We start from the raw sequence: 19,144 nt of genomic DNA, 5'->3' as shown, positions 1-19,144 counted from the left end.
TTATAATCATCCCAGTGTGTGACGATCTTCGTCATGCTCGATTTCATCTGGAAGGATTTCAATATCCTGAATCAGAATACGATTGGAAATTTCCTGACCAGTTAAGGTGGCAGCCAGCCCTCCCATAGCAGTCTCTTTGTATCTACTTTCCATGGACGCACCAATTTCCCCCATGGCTTCTACACATTCATCCACAGGTATGACGGCATTGACATTGGCTAAGGCGATCTGAGCCGAGCTGAAAGCGATAGCGGCTGCACTTGCATTTCGAACCACGCAGGGAACCTCCACTAAACCGGCTACAGGATCACATACTAATCCAAGCATGCATTGAATGGTGATGGCAACAGCATTAAATACCTGATCTATTGAGCCTCCCAAACAATATACTATCCCGCCTGCTGCCATGGCTGCTGCCGAGCCCGTCTCTGCCTGACAGCCTCCGACTGCACCCGCCAAACTTGCCTTTTCCTCAATAATCAGTGCAATGCCTGCTCCCACCAAAAGGGCTTCAAGAATTTTAGAATCAGGCAAAGAATGGATTTCCTGAAGGGTCACCAAGGTCCCCGGCAGGATTCCAGAAGCGCCTGCAGTAGGAGCAGCAACGACTCTTCCCATACAGGAATTCACCTCTTTAGCGGCAAGGGCTCTCGAAATCAATTTTTGAAATTCAGGAGAAAGAACTGTAAGCGGGTGATTAAATACCTTTTTTGCTCCATTATTGATCATCCCAGAGCGAGAAGTCATTTCCTCTTCCAGGCCGGATTTCACGGCATCTTTCATCACAGAATAGGCATGCTGAAGGCCACTCCGGATTTTTTCCTCAGAAGAATTCTTTTGTTCTACCTCGTACTCGATCACAGAATCGACTAAGGAGACGTTTTGGCTTTCACAGTATTCCTTCCAGCCTTTGAAACTTTCAAAAAGGTAGCACATAACTTAATTGGGTTTATATTCTCAGAATAAATTCGTCCACGAATGGGTTCCGAACTGTCCTGAAATTTACAATAGATGGAACATAAAACGCAGATTCATTTAATTTTCTCAAGAATCAAGCAGTGCTGTTTTGCTCGAAAAAACATAAATGAAGGTACTTTTATTTTAGCCTAAATTCTCAAAAACTGAACTTTTTATAGTGCGCATAAACTCTTACTTTTAAAATTCAGTTAAATACTTAAACTCAATTATTGAGCTACATTTTCGACCCCTTCGAATGAGCAAGCTGAAATTAATCTTACCTGCATTTTTCCTATTCATATCACTTGATGCTTTTTCTCAACGAGATGATGTGGGAAACTATGAGTACGACAAAGAATATCTTTTTGGCGTAAACAAAAACACCAATGGAGGATTGATTGGAGGTATTTCCTTCAAAGCAGGTACTCGACTGGATGATTCCCAGTTTTCCTTTTGGGGAATTGAACTTTCAAACGTAAAAAGCCCAAAAGAATCCAGATACAATACGGTTCTCGGAAACAGCTATATTTTCGGAAAGTCCAACTACCTCTATGCGATCCGACCTCATTATGGGAGAGAGATCGTTCTTTTCAAAAAGGCCCCAAATCAAGGAGTGCAAGTAAGTGCTCTTGCAGCTGTCGGACCAAGCTTTGGGTTAATAGCACCTTACTATATTGAATATGCGGTCAGTCGCGTACAGACTGTGACCGAACAGTATAATCCTGAAGTTCACCAAAGTAGATTTAATATCTTAGGAACAGGCGCATTATTTGAAGGGCTGGGACAATCTGAATTGGCCATTGGTGCAAATCTAAAAGCCGCCCTGATGTTTGAGTTTGGCGTCTTCAGAAGCAGTGTCACAGGATTGGAAGTAGGGTACATGGTAGAAGGGTACAATAAAGAAATTCCCTTGATTTCAACGGCTGAGAACAATCAGCTCTTTCAATCAGCCTACTTTACCTTCTTCTACGGATTCCGAAAATAATCTCAATTGGGTTTTTGATCACCCTTAAATTACCTTTGTAGCAAATTCGAATACCATGATTGAATTACCCGTAATCTCTGAGGAAGCAACACGACGAAAAAAACCTGATTGGCTCAGGGTGAAGCTTCCTGTGGGAAAAGAATATGCCAAAGTCCGGAAACTTGTCGATGAACATAAACTCCATACCATCTGCGAAAGTGGTAACTGCCCAAATATGGGTGAATGCTGGGGGGCTGGAACTGCGACTTTCATGATTTTGGGAAATGTATGCACCCGCTCTTGTTCTTTTTGTGCTGTAGCTACAGGCAGACCGCCTGAATACGATACGGATGAGCCCCGAAGAGTAGCTGAAGCAATCCAACTCATGGGTGTAAAACATGCAGTGATAACCTCTGTAAACCGTGATGAACTCAAGGATAAAGGTGCCGAAATCTGGTATCAGACGGTGGTTCAGACTAAAGAACTTTCTCCCGAGACAACTATCGAAACACTAATTCCCGATGTCAAATCAAACTGGGATGCCCTCTATCGCATGATCAGCGGAGGTCAGGAAGTCGTGTCTCACAACATGGAGACAGTAGGAAGTCTCTATCGAAGAGTTCGTCCACAGGCAAAGTATGAGCGGTCACTGGAGCAAATTAAGCTGACAAAGGAGTTTGGCAAAAGAACCAAAACTGGAATCATGCTAGGGCTTGGTGAAAAAAAAGAAGAAGTCTTGACAGCAATGGACCATCTGGTCGAGCATGGATGTGATATTCTAACTTTGGGACAATACCTGCAGCCGACCAAAATGCATATCGAAGTAGCGGAATTTATTCATCCCGATCTATTCGCAGAATACCGGGAAGAAGGTCTTAGAAGAGGACTTAAATACGTTGAATCCGGACCCTTGGTAAGATCTTCTTACCATGCCGAGCGACATGTAAATGTATAAACAAAAAATGGCTGCCAATTGGCAGCCATTTTTTGTTTGAAAGAGTTGGAATTACGCCAATTCAGTCTCAGCCGCATATTCTTCGACAGGTATACAGCTACAAACCAAGTTTCTGTCTCCATAGGCAGAATCGATTCTTCGTACCGTTGGCCAAAACTTGCTTTCTTTTACGCAGGCGATAGGGAATACTGCTTTTTCTCTGGAATAAGGCATCGTCCATTCTCCGGTAAGCACCATAGCGGCAGTATGGGGTGCATTTTTCAACACGTTTTCTATACGATCAGCTTTCCCTTCTTCGATTTCTCGGATTTCTTCCCGAATCGAGAGTAAGGCATCGCAGAATTTATCCAACTCAGCTTTGGTTTCTGATTCGGTAGGCTCGATCATCAATGTTCCAGCAACCGGAAAGGAAACTGTTGGGGCATGATAGCCATAATCCATCAATCGCTTGGCAATGTCCTCCACCTCTACTCCAACTTCCTTGAACGCTCTGCAATCCACAATCATTTCATGAGCAGCACGTCCTTTAGATCCAGTATAAAGAATCGGATAATGCTCACTCAACCTTTCTTTGATGTAGTTCGCATTCAGGATCGCCATTTTGGTAGCATTGGTCAATCCATCTCCCCCCATCATTGCGATGTACGCGTAAGATATCGGCAGGATGCTCGCGCTTCCATAAGGGGCTGAAGAAATCGAAGATACTGCCTGGTCTCCACCTGTTTTAACCAACGGATTTCCAGGCAGGAACGGTGCCAAATGGCTTGCTACGCAGATTGGACCCATGCCCGGTCCACCTCCACCGTGAGGAATGCAGAACGTTTTATGCAAGTTGAGGTGACAAACGTCCGCTCCGATTCTACCCGGAGAAGTCAAACCTACCTGAGCATTCATGTTGGCTCCATCCATGTAGACTTGTCCACCATACTGATGGATCGTAGCACAGATTTCCTGGATTGCTTCCTCGAATACCCCGTGTGTAGATGGGTAAGTTACCATCAGGCAGGAAAGATCATCTTTGTGCTCTGTGGCTTTCACTTTCAGGTCATCGATATCGATATTTCCTTTTTCGTCACACTTCACTAAAACCACCTTCATTCCTGCCATCACAGCAGAAGCCGGGTTGGTTCCGTGAGCGGAAGTAGGGATCAAAGCGATATTTCGGTGACCTTCTCCACGATTCATGTGATAAGCCCGAATTACCATTAGACCGGCATATTCACCCTGAGCCCCTGAGTTAGGCTGCAAAGAAGTGTCTGCAAAACCGGTGATCTCAGTTAGCCAGGTTCTCAGATTGGTAAACAACTCTTGGTAGCCCAGCGTCTGATCCATCGGTGCAAAAGGGTGCAATTGACCGAATTCAGGCCAAGTGACCGGGATCATTTCAGCAGTAGCATTCAATTTCATGGTACACGAGCCCAAAGAAATCATGGAATGAACCAAAGAAAGATCTTTATTCTCCAACCGCTTAATATACCGTAGCATCTCGTGCTCGCTATGGTAATTGTTGAACACCGGATGAGTAAGATATTCCGACTTTCTGGTTAAAGCCTCCGGCAAATCCAACTGAAGATTTGCAACCAGTTGGTCCAAATCAAGGGTATGCTTTCCCTCTTCGGTAGCAAAAATATTCACTATAGTTTTGACATCTTCCAGTGATTTGGTTTCGTCAAAGGAAATAAACACCGAATCAGACTCATATCTGAAATTCATGTTGGCTCCTAAAGCCAGTCCACGCACTCTTTCTCTGGAAACTTCATTCATTTTGATCTGAATCGTATCAAAGAAAGTATGGTCTGCCACATTCAGCCCTACTTTTTTCAAAGCTTCAGCCGTTAGCTTTGCTAACCCATGTGCTCTTAACGCAATGTTTTTCAGGCCTTTTGGACCGTGATAGACCGCATAAAAGCTAGCCATCACACTCAAAAGAACCTGGGCAGTACAGATGTTAGAAGTTGCTTTTTCGCGCTTGATATGTTGTTCTCGGGTCTGAAGTGCCATTCGGTAGGCTTTGTTTCCTGCCCGGTCGATGGATACACCGATGATTCTTCCCGGTATTTGTCTTTTGAATTCATCTTTGGTAGCAAAAAATCCTGCATGCGGGCCACCGTAGCCCATAGGAACTCCGAATCGCTGCGCAGAACCAACGACTACATCTGCTCCCATTTCACCCGGAGAAGTTAATAGCGTAAGGGCCAGTAAATCTGAAGCGAAGGCAGTTAGTACTTTGTTTTCTTTTGCGGCAGCTACAATCGCTGAATAATCAGAAACTGCCCCATCCGAGTTTGGATACTGGAACATCACGCCATACAATTGAGGATCTGTCAAGTCCAGTGAAGATATCGCCCCAAAGACCAACTTAATGCCGATCGGCTCCGCTCTTGTCACCAACAGTGCTTTGGTCTGAGGAAAAACTTTCTCGTCTACAAAATAGCGGTTGGCGTTCTTCTTTTCTTTTGGCTTCACCGCATGGAGCATCGTCATCGCCTCCGCTGCAGCCGTTCCTTCATCCAATAGCGAAGCATTGGCAAGCTCCATCCCTGTCAATTCCATCACCACGGTCTGGAAGTTGATCAACGCTTCCAATCTTCCTTGGGCAATCTCGGCTTGGTACGGCGTGTAAGCCGTGTACCATCCGGGATTTTCGAGAACGTTTCTTAAAATAACTCCGGGTACGATTGTATCATAGTATCCCAAACCGATAAAGGACTTGAAAACTTTGTTTTTGGATGCAAGTACCTTGAAGTCTGCCAGAAATTCAGATTCCAATTTTGCCTTTGGTAAATCCAAGGGCCTAGTCAATTGAATCGATTCGGGAACAGTTTGGTTGATTAATTCCTCTAAAGATGAGGCGCCGATTTTCTCCAACATCTCCGCGATTTCCGCCTCGGTCGGGCCATTGTGTCTGCTCTCGAATTTGACAGCATTAGAAAGATTGATCTGCATAAAGAACGCTTGGGAATTGTGATGTATTTGGGTTTAAAACCATCCTGTTTTTACGAGCGCAAAGGTACTATTTCTAAGAGGAAAAGGGGTTGCGGCCGAGTAATAATTTACCATTTAACATCGGTTCTTGACAAACGGTTTTATCAAGGGCCAAAAATTTGTCTAGTTTAGCAGGCTAAAGAAAAAACGCGATGCATAAAAAATTAATACTAAGTGGTGTAATTGCCTTAGGAATGGCTTTTCCCTCTTTTTCACAAACTTCCCCACAAGTCAAATACGCAAATACTATCAGCGTAGAAGACTTGACTAAGCACCTAACTTACCTTGCTTCGGACCAAATGCAGGGCCGTGATACAGGGTCTGAAACAGGTAAACTTGCCGCTCAATATTTAGCGGATTTTTACAAAAACTTAGGTCTCACAGGACCGGTAAATGGAAGCTTTTTCCAAAGTGTTCCATTGGTCACTGCCAACTTCAGCAAGGTCACTTTGCAGGTCGGTAAATCCAAACTTGTCGAAAACGAGGATTTCGTCTTCACAGGAGACGGAAACATGGCAAAAACGGCCAAGTCTGAATTGGTATTTCTTGGCTTAGTCACTGATGAAAATCTGGCAAAAGTTGATGTAAAGGGAAAGCTTGTCGGCCTTTGGGCAGTAGGCGTTCGGAGCAATGATCTGGTGAAAAAAGTAATGGATGCAGGCGCTGCCGGAATTGTCATCGTTTCGATGGAAGGTCAGGCAAATTTCGACCGGATTGCCAATCGTTACAAAACTCTGGCAGGAAAAGGTAGAATAGGTTTTGATAAAGAAACGGAACAAAGACCAATCTTTATGGTGAGCTCCGACAAGATGGGCCAACTTTTCAACACTCCTGTGGAAAAATTGAAAGAAGCTGCAAAGTCAACTCCTGAATCCATCGCTTCCCAAAAAGTAATTTACCAAGTAGTAAAAACCAAAACTCCTGTAGATGCCGTCAACGTGATGGGATTTTTGGAAGGAACAGACAAAAAAGAGGAAGTACTCGTGATCTCCTCACACTATGACCATGTGGGTGTAAGCTCCACGGGTGAAGTATTCAATGGTGCAGATGATGACGGGTCGGGAACAGTCTCAGTGATGGAGATTGCAGAGGCTTTTGCACAAGCTGCCAAAGACGGGATGAAGCCTCGAAGAAGTATTCTTTTCCTCAATGTGACCGGTGAAGAAAAAGGACTTTTAGGTTCAGCCCATTATGGAGACAACCCGGTTTTCCCATTGGCAAATACGGTTAACAACATCAACATTGACATGGTAGGTCGTATCGACTACGAATACCAGAAAGAAGAAAACAAGGATTATATCTATGTGATCGGTTCGGAGATGCTTTCTTCTCACCTGAAGAAAATCAATGAATATAACAACATCACCTATACCAATCTGATCCTTGATTACCGCTATGACGCGGAAGACGATCCAAACAGATTCTACTACAGATCGGATCACTACAACTTCGCGAAGCACAACATCCCGGTAATATTCTTCTTCAACGGAGTGCATGATGACTATCACCAAGTGACGGATACGGTGGACAAAATCGAATTCCCTCTGTTGACGAAACGTGCACAGCTAATCTTCCACACGGCTTGGGATCTTGCCAACAGAGAGCAAAGAACTCCTGTGGATGGCTCGAATACCAGAACTGAGAGATAAATAGAAAGGTCCCGATTGCACGGGACCTTTTTTTGTTCCTAGTCTACACGGATATTGTTGTAATCTTTCCCAAGAAAAAGGAGGTTTAATTCTGTCAGGCTTTGATATGCTTTTACTTTCGATTCAAAATCATTTTCCAAAAAAGCTAAAAGTAAATCGGAGAATTCTTCTGCTTTTTTGGTCTTTTCCAAAGAATGTCCGTCTCTAAATAACACCAAAGTACTCCTCGGAAAAAACTCAGCAAGTACATCAACAACTTTTGGATTGATCAAGAGGTCATAAGCACTTCCAAGAATTATCACTTGACCTCCAAAGCTCAATCCCACATCATAGTTTGTCCCTATCAAAGAGAACCTTTTCTCCAAGTACGTTGTCCAAAACGGTTCACTTTTCTCTTTTAAAAAATTTGCAACAGGAAAATCGGAATTCCCATCAGCCATGAGTTCTATGGTATGCTCGAAGGCACGAACAGCAAAAGATGTTGGAAACTTTATTTCCATCGAATTTGAATGGTTTTCTTTAAAATCTTTCATCGATGAATCAATCAAACTATCTCTCAAGGATGGGTCAGAATTGAAATAATCCACGGAAGATCTGTAAGCAAATCCAAAGAATTCGGCATCAGTTAAAACGGTGGGTTGATTTTGAAAATAGTTTGAAAAATTCCAAAAACTAAGGTTCGTCTGAATATCCATTAGAAATGGATTGATGCAAATCAGTTTGTCGACGCTTTGAGAATAAGTAGACAAATAATGAAGCAAAATTCCGGTAGAGGAGGAATAACCAATTAGCATAACTTTCCTTTCACAAAGGATCTTCTTTCGAATCAACTCTATGTCTTGGGAAACCTGGTTTTGATTAAGCCAACGATATATTTTCTCCCAATCCTGATTTGCATTTTCATGAATAAATTTTTCAAGTTCTTTGGAAAAATGTCTTCCTGAAATTCGAACCCAATTGAATTCTGCTTTGATAGATTCACTTAAATCAAATCCCTGAAAGGCATAATCGATCGGGTCATCCACAGTGAAAACCGTCTCTCTTCTAGGATCAAATTCATTTTCAAAATGATAGGTGACTGTAATCTTCCTGCTTTGAGGATCTCCATGATCGAGCGGAACTATAATAGTTTCTGCTATGGGATTGAAAAAAAGTCCAAATATTAAATTAATCGCTGCAATCATTATCAGTTCTCCACCTGACCAAATTGAAAAATATGAAATACCAAATAATTTTCAGAGACCTTTTGGTTTCGAGGATGGGCATAATTCAGGTACAATCCATTTTCATTTACAAACCAATTATTGATTTGATAGGTGTAATTGGGGAGGCTGTAGTTTGAAATTAAATTAAGGTCGGAATCAAATACCGAGATTGAAATTTTCTTTTCAGTAAAGCCAGACTCAGGCAGAGAAGGATCAGGCGAATCCCAAATTCCTCTGTAAACCAAATTGCGGTAGTTATCAGGAATGGGAGTTAGGAAATGAGGGTTTTCAATTGCGTGTTCATCAATATTATCCAATGCTAGTAGTTCCGGGGTGAATTTCATCTCGTGTACCTTACTTTCCGATTTTTCCTGATTAACTCCATTTAGAGAGAGAAGCGTGGATTCGTATTGAAAATTATAGATCATTCGATCACCCATAAAATCTTGAAAGCCCAGATAGGTAATGAAACCTACATTTCCACTGACTTTTTTATAATGCTCCGTATGCCTAATAGAAAGAGGCTTTACTTCCAAAGTTTCAATATTCAAAGAAGCAACCAAAGGCAAAGCAGCCCTTTCTTCAAGGCTTTCTCCATGATGAATGAGGGAAAAGAAAATCAACTTTTGTTTTTGATGATACTTAAGTTTGAAATAAAAATTACAAACCGGATCACCCAAATTTTTATCTGAAAAAAGATGATACAGGTCAAATGAATTTACTTTTTGGCCACTTTCATTTAGAACATGAACTTTTCCTCGTTCATAAGCAAAAATCGAATCTGAATTATGCCAGTAAATTGATTCAATTGCTCCAACACCATTTGGCCCTTCAAAAAAGAGATTCTCTGATTTTAATACTTTTGAATTATCAAGATCAAAATAATCAAGGGAATGCTTTGATCCGTTGTAGGCGATTAACTTTTCTGTACCATCGTCCGAATAATTACTTAAGACCTGATAAGAGCTGAGTTGATCAGATGTGATTGGGATTACGACATCTTTTATTTCAGGAATCAACTCTAATTTGATAGGTTTTGAATTGCAGGAGATAATAAAAATAATTGGAATAATGGATAATTTGAGAGTTCTCATATTTGACAGAAAAGGATTAGGGTTGGATCTCTCCAACCCTTAATTTTTAACACGAGGCGTAAGAATCACAAGTTTGACTAGCAAGTGCTCCACTAAAACTACAGCCACTCATACTCATTGTAGAAGAGCACCAAACTCTGGTACACTTAATTTCTTCTCCTAAAACAGTCATGGAACATCCAGAACCATCACCGCCCATTCCTTGAGCCATTCCCTGACTAGGAATTAATGAGAATGAAAATAAAACTAGTAATGAAAAACAGGAAATCTTTTTAATTAGGTTCATTTCATCTGTTTATAATTTGATATTTATTGGTCAGATGGAATCTCGCATGCATTATAATCATCCCAGTGTGTGACTTTTTAGTCATGCTCGATTTCTTTTGTTGTTTAGATTAAACTTTTACTTAGTTGTTTGCAAACATTTCTAAGTTCAAGAAAAAAAAAAAAAACAATGCAACTAATTTTATTAAAAAAATTATTTCCCCTTATTCTTCTGGTTCTTCGTTTTCATCTGATTTCGGTTGGGTTTCTTCACATGCTTTTTGGCCCGAACCTTTTCCCCTTTACCGATATTGACTTTTGGAGGAGCTTTTTTCTCATGGAACGCACCTTTGTAATCCGGATTATCACGTTGTTTTAGTCGATCCAGTTCACGCTCATACCCTTGCTTTTCCTCAAAAGGTGTATCAGGAACATCCACCACACCCGGGATTGGCAATAAATCCACACGCATGCGAATGATATCCTCGATCCGGTCAAAGTGATAGATTTCAGCCGGATTCACAAATGTAATGGCTTTACCTTCCTGCTCTGCTCTTCCGGTTCGGCCTATTCTATGCACATAATCTTCATAGATCAGCGGCACGTCGAAATTGATCACGTGAGAGACCATCGTCACATCCAAACCTCGGGAAGCTACGTCTGTCGCCACCAAGATTCTCACCTCACCACCTTTGAAATCCTCAATGGAGTTGATCCGGGTGTTCTGCCCTTTGTTGGCGTGAATGACACGAATCTCCCCCAAGTGCTTTCGCTCCAAAAAGCTAAAAACCGATTCGGCATTTTTTCGGCTTCGTGTAAAAATGATCGCCCTGTTGATTTCCTCGTTTGCAAGCAAATGCTCCAAGAGGTTGATCTTGGTTTTGATATTTGGGACGTGATATTTGACTTGGCCGATGGTTTCGGCAGTTGTTGCCGATGGCGTCACTTCCACTCGTTCAGGAAATTCAAGAAACTCTGAGGCTAGGTTTTCCACCCGCGCACTGAAGGTCGCTGAAAATAGCAAATTCTGTCTCTTAGATGGAATCACCTCCAAAATAGACCGAATCTGAGGCATAAAGCCCATATCCATGATTTTGTCCGCCTCGTCTAGCACCATCGTCTTGATGTCTTTGGTGTAAATGGTGCCCTTTCGGTACAGATCCATAAACCTGCCTGGCGTGGAAATGATAATATCCACTCCGGCAGTGATGTTTTCGATTTGAGTTTTAGGGCCCAAACCTCCATAGAGGCTTACGATTCGCAGATCGGTATTTTGGGCAAGCTGCTTTGCTACTTCTTCAATCTGCATGACCAGCTCGCGAGTAGGCGCAAGGATGATTCCACGCGGATGGAGACCTTGTGCATATTTGACTTTCATCAGCAGCGGAAGGACATAAGCGGCCGTTTTTCCGGTACCTGTCTGCGCAATTCCGAGCACATCATGCCCGGCAAGGGCCAATGGGATTGCTTTTTCCTGAATCGGGGTCGGTTGCGTGTAGCCTGCAGCGGTCACTGCTTCGAGCAATTGTTTATTTAGCTTAAAAGCATCAAAACCTAAGGCTTGATCACTCATGTTTGTTATTTTTGGACAGAATTCGGTAATCGAAAATGAATGAAAAGATGAAATGCCCATGGGAATAAATCTCACACAGGGGGATGATTATTCATGGCATTCCATGTGACAATTCAAAATCAAATTATAAACACATGAAAAGTATCCTGATCACCGGTGCAAATATAGTCAATGAAGGCCGGATTTGCCCGGGCGATGTTTTGGTCAGGGATGGCCGAATCGCCAAAATCGGAACTGACTTAAGCGTTGAATCGGCTGATATTCACATCAATGGGGAGGGAAAACACCTTCTACCGGGAGTAATTGATGATCAGGTTCACTTTCGGGAGCCGGGATTAACCCACAAGGCAGAAATTTATACCGAAGCCAAAGCTGGAGTGGCGGGCGGCACGACCACTTATATGGAGATGCCAAACACAGTCCCACAGGCTGTAACAATTCCTCTATTGGAAGAAAAATACGCCCGAGCAAAGGAAGTTTCCCTCGCCAATTATTCTTTCTTTTTTGGAGGAACCAATGATAATCTGGATGAAATCCTAAAACTAGACCTACACAGGGTTTGCGGGCTGAAAGTTTTTCAGGGCTCATCCACCGGCAATATGGTAGTGGATAACATCGAGTCGCTGGAAGGAATTTTCAAGAATTACAAGGGACTTTTAGCAATTCATTCTGAAAATGATCACATCATCAAAGCCAATCTCGAGGAATTTAAGGCGATCTATGGGGATGATATCCCGGTGAAATTCCACCCCAAGATTAGATCTGAGGAGGCTTGTTACAACGCGTCGAGTCGAGCCGTGGCCATGGCTAAAAAATATGGAACCAGGCTCCACATTCTTCACATTAGTACTGCAAAAGAACTGGAGCTGTTTGACAATTCCATACCATTGGAAGAAAAGCGCGTGACCGCAGAGGCCTGTATCCATCACATGTGGTTTTCTGAGGAAGATTATGCGACCAAAGGCAATCTGATCAAATGGAATCCTGCGGTAAAAACCGCCCATGACCGGGAACAAATTTTTCAAGCGGTGCTGGATGACCGAATCGATGTCATCGCGACGGATCATGCCCCGCATACGTTGGAAGAAAAGTCTCAGGTCTATACCAAAGCACCTTCAGGTGGGCCTTTGAATCAGCATAGTTTGGTAGCGATGTTGGACTTTTTCCACCAAGGAAAAATCTCGCTGGAAAAAATTGTCCAAAAGATGTCGCATCATGTTGCGACCCTTTTTCAGATCGAGGAGAGGGGCTTCATCCGTGAAGGATATTTCGGGGATTTGGTTTTAGTGAATCTGAATTCTCCTTGGACAGTTTCCAAAGAAAACATTTTGTCAAAATGTGGCTGGTCGCCCTTTGAAGGACATACGTTCCAATCTAAAGTGACTCACACGATCGTTTCAGGACACCTGGCGTATGAGGAAGGAACATTTCACGAGGAAAAAAACGGCGAACGAATCACTTTTTTAAGAAAAAATTAAGTGCTGGCTTGCTCTAAATATTCTAATTTATTACTTTTGCAAACCATTTGAGACATCCACTTCCAAATGGGATTACACGGTGATTGTAGCTCAGCTGGTTAGAGCGCTGGTTTGTGGATCCAGAGGCCGCCGGTTCGAACCCGGTCTTTCACCCAAGCCCCTCAAATCGAGGGGTTTTTGTTTTGTAAAGGAGTGTGAGTTGGCACAACATTTGACAAATCCATTCCAAACTAAACCACACTCAGATGTTTACTTTGTTCAAAAATTCCCCAAAATTTCCGGTGGTCAAGCCAGTTAATATTCGTTTGGTTCAAAATTACTTTGTGAAATTTGAAGAATCCCTGAAAAATTTCGATGAAGTCCAGCGGGAAATGATTCATTCTTGACAGATCTGGCATTAGATTAAAAAAGGTTATGGAAACATAACCTTTTATTTTTCCACATAATTTTTCTTATCAATACAAAACTCTATTTTTAAATGTTTACAATTTTCCTCTTATGAGTTATATCCACTTTGATAAAACCCAATTAATCAACCTGAATTATTCCCTCGAACGAGAGATAATTCGGACGAATCGTTCTGGCACCTATACGAGTACTACAATTATCGGATGTAACACACGCAAGTACCACGGTTTATTAGTCGTCCCGCAGCCCCAGATCGATTCTCAAAACCATGTCATGTTATCCACTGTTCATGAGACGGTGATTCAGCATGGAGCGAGTTTCAACCTTGGAATAAATAAATATCCCGGTAATTACTCTCCCCGAGGTCATAAATATTTGGAGGATTTTGATTCAGAACCCATCCCAAAGCTTACTTATCGGGTTGGAGGAGTGGTATTGCAAAAGGAATTGATTCTCGACACCAACAGGGATCGGGTCATGATCCGGTATACGCTGCTTGATGCCAATTCACCTACTAAAATTCAAATTCAGCCCTTTTTAGCTTTCAGAGGTTATCACAGTCTATCAAAAGCAAACGACACCCTTAACAAAAACTTCACTAAAGTATCCTGTGGCACGAAATTTCAACTTTACAAGGAGTATGATCCACTTTTTCTTCAGCTTTCGAAGAAAAATGAATTCATATCCAAGCCTAATTGGTATCACAATATAGAATACATTCAGGAGCGGGAACGAGGGTATGAATACCAAGAGGACCTTTTTGTACCGGGTTATTTTGAATTTGAAATAGCAAAAGGAGAGTCTGTCATCTTTTCGGCGGGGCTGACGGAGGCAGATCCAAAAACTCGTCAAAAAGCCTTTCAAAAGGAAATCGCGCGAAGGATTCCGAGAAACAACTTTGAAAACTGCCTCAAAAATTCAGCCGGTCAATTCATCAGAGCCCGTAATGGTGATACAAGAATCATCGCAGGTTATCCTTGGTTTGGATGGTGGGGCAGAGATACATTCATCGCTGCACCTGGTCTGACCCTGTCAAACGGCGACACGGAAACCTTTCTTAAGATCATGGATACGATGTCCAGAGATCTCAAGGGACCTCTATTTCCAAACATCGGAAGTGGTGATTTCACCAATATGACTGCAATGGATGCCCCATTATGGTTTTTTTGGACGCTCCAGCAATACATTGTTTATACCGGCGACAAAAAAACAATAAAGGATCGCTATCTTGAGAAACTTCGAGGCATTATCGATGGCTATCGAAACGGAACCGAATACAACATCCACATGATGGATAACGGGCTTATCTGGGGAGGTCGAAAAGATGTGGCTTTGACTTGGATGGATGCGATTACTCCGGATGGTCCGGTCACCCCTCGTATTGGTAGTCCGGTCGAGATTCAGGCGCTTTGGTACAATGCCCTTTCCTTCTTCCATGAATTGAGCGGGGAAGAAGAGTTTGCGGTATTGGCTGCACAGGTTAGCGATTCATTCGACAGGGAGTTTTGGTCATGGGACTACGGTTACTTAGCTGATGTGGTAGATGGAGAGGAAAAGGATTGGTCTATTCGGCCAAACATGTTGTTTGCGACATCGCTTCCCTATACCATGCTCAGTGAAGAAAAAAATGATAAAATCCTTGAGCTGGTCAAATCCAAATTACTAACTACACGAGGGCTCCGGTCACTTTCACCTGATGATCCCGGATACAAAGGCTACTATTTTGGAAATCAAATAAGTAGGGACAATGCCTATCATAATGGAACGGTTTGGACTTGGCTTTTAGGGCATTTTGTAGAAGGTTATCTGAAACTTCATGGAAAAGCAGCCAAAAACTTTGTCCAAAAAATCATCAAGGGATTTGACGGAGTTATGACTCAATATGGAATCGGAACTGTAGCTGAAATTTACGATGGGGATCCTCCTCACCGCCCTAAAGGCTCTATTTCGCAGGCATGGAGCGTAGCAGAATTGCTCAGAATGATGGACTTAGTCAAAAGAATTTAAAATGACTTTTTTATGAGAGTTTTAATGTTTGGGTGGGAATTTCCACCCCATATTTCTGGAGGATTAGGCACCGCTTGCTATGGCTTAGTCAAGGGCATGAATCATCATAATCAGGAAGTAATATTCGTAGTACCCAAACTCTGGGGTGACGAAGAGCCCCTGGCTGACTTTGTAAACGGAAGTGATGTTCGGATTGATTATCGCGAGAAGCGGTTTAAGAAATTTTGGAAAAACCTCACATATCTGGAAGTAAGCAGCTTTTTGGTGCCTTACTTAGGTCCTGAGCAGTTTAAAAAATTTACCGATTACTCGATTCATGATCGGACGGATGTAGAAGAAAGTATTTTCTCGGATAAATTTGAATTCAGCGGAAAATACGGCAAAAACCTCATGGAGGAAGTTTCCCGATACGCGCTGGTAGCGGCTCAGATTGCCCGTGACAAGAGTAACTTTGATATCATTCACGCCCACGATTGGCTGGCCTTCCCTGCTGGTATTGCAGCCAAAGAAATAAGCGGAAAACCATTGGTGGTCCACGTTCATGCCACGGAGTACGACCGTTCCGGAGAAACTGTAAATCAGCCTGTTTATGACATCGAGCGGGCAGGTATGCATGCTGCAGACCATATTGTCGCTGTGAGTCAACTCACCAAAAACATCATCGTCAGGAAATACGGAGTGCCGGCCAGTAAGATTACCGTGCTTCACAATGCCGTCCTTGATGCAGACATCATCAAATCAGAATACGAAAAAAAGGTGCCTGAGAAAATTGTGACATTTTTGGGACGGATTACTTTCCAAAAAGGTCCTGAGTACTTTGTGGAAGCCGCAAAAAAGGTGATCGATCGAGACCCAAACGTCCGCTTTGTGATGGCAGGTAACGGTGACCTTCTGAATAGGATGATTGACCGAGTGGCAGAGCTACGAATGGCTACGAAATTCCATTTTACCGGATTCTTAAAAGGGGATGATGTGGATCATATGTATGCGATTTCAGACGTGTATGTGATGCCGTCGGTATCAGAGCCTTTTGGAATTGCTCCGCTTGAGGCGGTTCGTCACAATACCCCGGTGATTATTTCCAAGCAATCCGGAGTAGCAGAAGTACTCAGAAATGCCATTAAGGTTGATTTTTGGGATGTAGACGCCATGGCTGACGCTATTTTTGCACTGCTGCATTACGAGGGTATTTCCAAAATGTTTAAAGAGCTGGGAAGCGAGGAACTGAAAAAATTAAAATGGGAGCATGTGGCTGCCAAACTAATCTCTGTATACGAAAAAACTTTAGCCGAACGATCATGAGAACCATCTGCTTTTACTTTCAGGTGCACCAACCTTTTAGATTGAAACCTTACCGGTTTTTTGATATTGGAGAAGATCACTATTATTGGGATGATTACCTAAATCGAAATGTGATTCGCAAAGTAGCCCAAAAATGCTATTTGCCCATGAATGCTTTGCTCCTCGAATTAATCCAGAAATATAACGGGAAATTTAAGGTTGCCTTTTCGCTCTCAGGCACCTTTTTGGACCAAATGGAAGCCTATGCGCCGGATGTGCTCGAAAGTTTCCAGAAGCTAGTGGCTACAGGGCAAGTCGAGCTACTCAATGAAACCTATACGCACTCCTTGGCTGCGCTCAAAAGCAAGGAAGAATTTAACCGCTTAGTCAAAAAACATCAGGATAGGATAAAGGAGCTTTTCAACGGATATACTCCCAAAGTATTCCGAAATACGGAGCTGATCTATTCTGATCAAATCGGTGCAATGGTGGCAGAACTAGGCTATGAGGCAGTTTTGACCGAAGGAGCAAAGCATGTTCTCGGATGGAAAAGTCCAAATTACGTCTATACCAATGTCATAGAACCAAAGTTGAAAGTCCTGCTTAAGAACTTCCTGCTTTCCGATGATATTGCATTCAGATTCAGCAATAAGACTTGGCCGGATTACCCGCTGACGACGGATAAATTCGTTAAATGGATCAACGCGATTCCAAAAGAAGAACAAGTCTTGAATCTTTTCATGGACTACGAAACCTTTGGAGAACATCAGTGGGCCGAGACAGGTATTTTTGAATTCATGAGACACTTGCCGGCAGCAGTATTGGACCAATCCAGTTTCACCTTTTCCACCCCTTCAGAAGTAGCTGCATCTGCACCCGGAGTAAGTAAAATTCATGTACCCATTCCAATCTCATGGGCGGATGAGGAGCGGGATTTGACTGCATGGTTGGGTAACGATATGCAGGATGAAGCCTTTGACCGGCTGTATGAAATGGAAAAGTTGGTAAGAGAAATCGATGATCCGGAGATCCAACGCGATTGGGGATACTTACAGACGTCGGATCACTTCTATTACATGTGCACCAAATTCTTCTCCGACGGATCAGTTCATGAGTATTTTAGCCCGTATGATACCCCCTATGATGCATTTATAAACTTCATGAATGCATTGAGTGATTTCATACTTCGCGTGAAGGAAAAAACTAAAGAAACGAATTCCTGATTTTCAAAGAATATTTTGGAAAAGCATGAGAAAATCCCGGTTCGGGATTTCCTTATGGATTCCAGTCAAATGGAGGATTCACACTAGCCCCTGACACGGTTCTACAATCGTCCGGTATGATCCCGGCATTTTGTTGAAAAGTCAGGTCAGCTTTACTGATATAAATCCGCCTAGTGGATTCCCCGGCTGCCATAAAATAGCCCAAAACCACTTCATCAGGATTGTCCAGGCTGATCATATTGCCACGGATTGTAGCCGGAGGAGGATCGAAAATTGATCCACTGATCTCTGCTTGCTGCTTCACCAGACGGAGAAATCTAAACGCCTCCTGTGAAATGGCGTATTGCTTCAAATCAACTCTCAGTGTATTCACAAAGCGAAGCCCGTTATCCTCGATAAAGGCGGCAGGAATTCGGGTGTTCAACCCGTTAAAATTATCATCCTGAGCAATAAACAAGCTTTGGTTGCCTGTGCTCTCAGTCCGGTAACACACCGAGCAGCAATCTTTAGGCGCAGAAGTACGAAACTCCCGATCCGTGAATAAATCCGGTCTTGCCTCCAGCACATGAACTACCGGACTCAATCTCCAGAAATAAAAATTATTTTGATCTGCTGGATCATTGATTTCGGAGATGAGCTGAACGCCAGATCTTGGAATTATTTCTCCTTCTACGGGGATAGTGACGGTTTTAACGCCAATATCTTCAATCTCAGGGACAGATTCTACCCGCTCTGGCAGTGAAGTGTAGACTCTTTCATCAGCGGTTTGGATTTGGAGTGTATAAGATTTGCCGATTTCAGCCTGGAAACCAACAGGGGTAAAATAACTTCCCCTGCTATCCTGGCCCTCGGCCAAAAAAGTGATTCTGCCCTCATCGTCACGCACCACTACCGTAGCACCCGTGACCGGCCGGATCAAGCCTTCAAATACACTTCCGTATGTATCGCTTCTTGTCAGTGTAATAGCATGAGGTCCGGGACCGGTATGAATCAAACCTTCCACGGTCAACAACTGCTGTCCATCAGGCACTGTCACCTCATAGGGATCGATGCAGGCCATTGGCAAAAGAAGGAAAAGATTGATCAGTCTTTTTAGCATCA

At 42.9% G+C, this 19,144-nt stretch carries 13 protein-coding genes and 1 tRNA gene; 8 read left to right on the top strand and 6 right to left on the bottom strand.

Going from position 1 to position 19,144, the window contains the following annotated elements; all coding sequences use genetic code 11:
* Nucleotides 1-6: 6 nt before the first annotated feature.
* Entirely contained in the window at nucleotides 7-936 is a 930-nt protein-coding gene (gene sdaAA, locus C4S61_RS02790) for an L-serine ammonia-lyase, iron-sulfur-dependent, subunit alpha (protein ID WP_103923279.1), read from the bottom strand.
* Nucleotides 937-1,213: 277 nt separating this feature from the next.
* Between sdaAA and C4S61_RS02785 the strand changes: the two genes are divergently transcribed.
* On the top strand, nucleotides 1,214-1,942 hold the full coding sequence (locus tag C4S61_RS02785) for a hypothetical protein (protein WP_103923278.1): 729 nt from the start codon (nucleotides 1,214-1,216) through the stop codon (nucleotides 1,940-1,942).
* Nucleotides 1,943-1,997: 55 nt separating this feature from the next.
* Nucleotides 1,998-2,876 carry a lipoyl synthase gene (lipA, locus tag C4S61_RS02780; RefSeq protein WP_103923277.1) on the top strand — a complete coding sequence of 293 codons (879 nt, stop codon included), beginning with the start codon at nucleotides 1,998-2,000 and terminating at the stop codon, nucleotides 2,874-2,876.
* A 51-nt stretch (nucleotides 2,877-2,927) separates the two neighbouring features.
* Here the strand turns inward: lipA and gcvP are convergent, their stop codons facing one another.
* On the bottom strand, nucleotides 2,928-5,822 hold the full coding sequence (gcvP, locus tag C4S61_RS02775; RefSeq protein ID WP_103923276.1) for an aminomethyl-transferring glycine dehydrogenase: 2,895 nt from the start codon (nucleotides 5,820-5,822) through the stop codon (nucleotides 2,928-2,930).
* Nucleotides 5,823-6,013: 191 nt separating this feature from the next.
* On the opposite strand from gcvP, the gene C4S61_RS02770 reads away from it, so the two are divergent.
* Entirely contained in the window at nucleotides 6,014-7,510 is a 1,497-nt protein-coding gene (locus C4S61_RS02770) for a M28 family peptidase (RefSeq protein ID WP_103923275.1), read from the top strand.
* 38 nt (nucleotides 7,511-7,548) lie between these two features.
* Here C4S61_RS02770 and C4S61_RS02765 read toward each other — a convergent pair whose 3' ends face one another.
* The 3 genes from C4S61_RS02765 to C4S61_RS02755 form a co-directional block, all read right to left on the bottom strand.
* The gene (locus C4S61_RS02765; RefSeq protein WP_103923274.1) at nucleotides 7,549-8,694 is read right to left on the bottom strand and encodes an alpha/beta fold hydrolase; all 1,146 of its coding nucleotides are present in this window, start codon (nucleotides 8,692-8,694) and stop codon (nucleotides 7,549-7,551) included.
* Between the two features lie 2 nt (nucleotides 8,695-8,696).
* Nucleotides 8,697-9,809, bottom strand: coding sequence for a DUF4221 family protein (locus tag C4S61_RS02760; RefSeq protein WP_103923273.1), 1,113 nt, complete (start codon nucleotides 9,807-9,809; stop codon nucleotides 8,697-8,699).
* 478 nt (nucleotides 9,810-10,287) lie between these two features.
* Nucleotides 10,288-11,646: a DEAD/DEAH box helicase gene (locus C4S61_RS02755; RefSeq protein ID WP_103923272.1), complete on the bottom strand. Its 1,359-nt coding sequence runs from the start codon at nucleotides 11,644-11,646 to the stop codon at nucleotides 10,288-10,290.
* Nucleotides 11,647-11,780: 134 nt separating this feature from the next.
* On the opposite strand from C4S61_RS02755, the gene C4S61_RS02750 reads away from it, so the two are divergent.
* From C4S61_RS02750 to C4S61_RS02730, 5 genes are all read left to right on the top strand, one after another.
* Nucleotides 11,781-13,124, top strand: coding sequence for a dihydroorotase (locus C4S61_RS02750; protein ID WP_103923271.1), 1,344 nt, complete (start codon nucleotides 11,781-11,783; stop codon nucleotides 13,122-13,124).
* 78 nt (nucleotides 13,125-13,202) lie between these two features.
* Nucleotides 13,203-13,278 (top strand) — tRNA-His (locus C4S61_RS02745).
* 344 nt (nucleotides 13,279-13,622) lie between these two features.
* A complete protein-coding gene (locus tag C4S61_RS02740) occupies nucleotides 13,623-15,539 on the top strand; it encodes an amylo-alpha-1,6-glucosidase (RefSeq protein WP_103923270.1) in 1,917 nt (638 codons plus the stop codon).
* A 12-nt stretch (nucleotides 15,540-15,551) separates the two neighbouring features.
* Nucleotides 15,552-16,841, top strand: a complete 1,290-nt coding sequence (locus C4S61_RS02735) for a glycosyltransferase family 4 protein (RefSeq protein WP_103923269.1) — start codon at nucleotides 15,552-15,554, stop codon at nucleotides 16,839-16,841.
* Nucleotides 16,838-18,043 (top strand): glycoside hydrolase family 57 protein, encoded by a 1,206-nt coding sequence (locus C4S61_RS02730; protein WP_103923268.1) that lies wholly within the window; start codon nucleotides 16,838-16,840, stop codon nucleotides 18,041-18,043. The genes C4S61_RS02735 and C4S61_RS02730 overlap by 4 nt, the downstream gene beginning before the upstream one ends.
* A 52-nt stretch (nucleotides 18,044-18,095) precedes the next feature.
* On the opposite strand, the gene C4S61_RS02725 is transcribed toward C4S61_RS02730, so the two are convergent.
* Nucleotides 18,096-19,142 carry a DUF4249 domain-containing protein gene (locus C4S61_RS02725; protein ID WP_103923267.1) on the bottom strand — a complete coding sequence of 349 codons (1,047 nt, stop codon included), beginning with the start codon at nucleotides 19,140-19,142 and terminating at the stop codon, nucleotides 18,096-18,098.
* Between the last annotated feature and the right edge of the window lie 2 nt (nucleotides 19,143-19,144).

The sequence above is a fragment of the Algoriphagus boritolerans DSM 17298 = JCM 18970 genome, assembly GCF_900108085.1.
GTDB lineage: Bacteria > Bacteroidota > Bacteroidia > Cytophagales > Cyclobacteriaceae > Algoriphagus > Algoriphagus boritolerans.
This window is presented reverse-complemented; position numbering and strand designations above follow the sequence as displayed.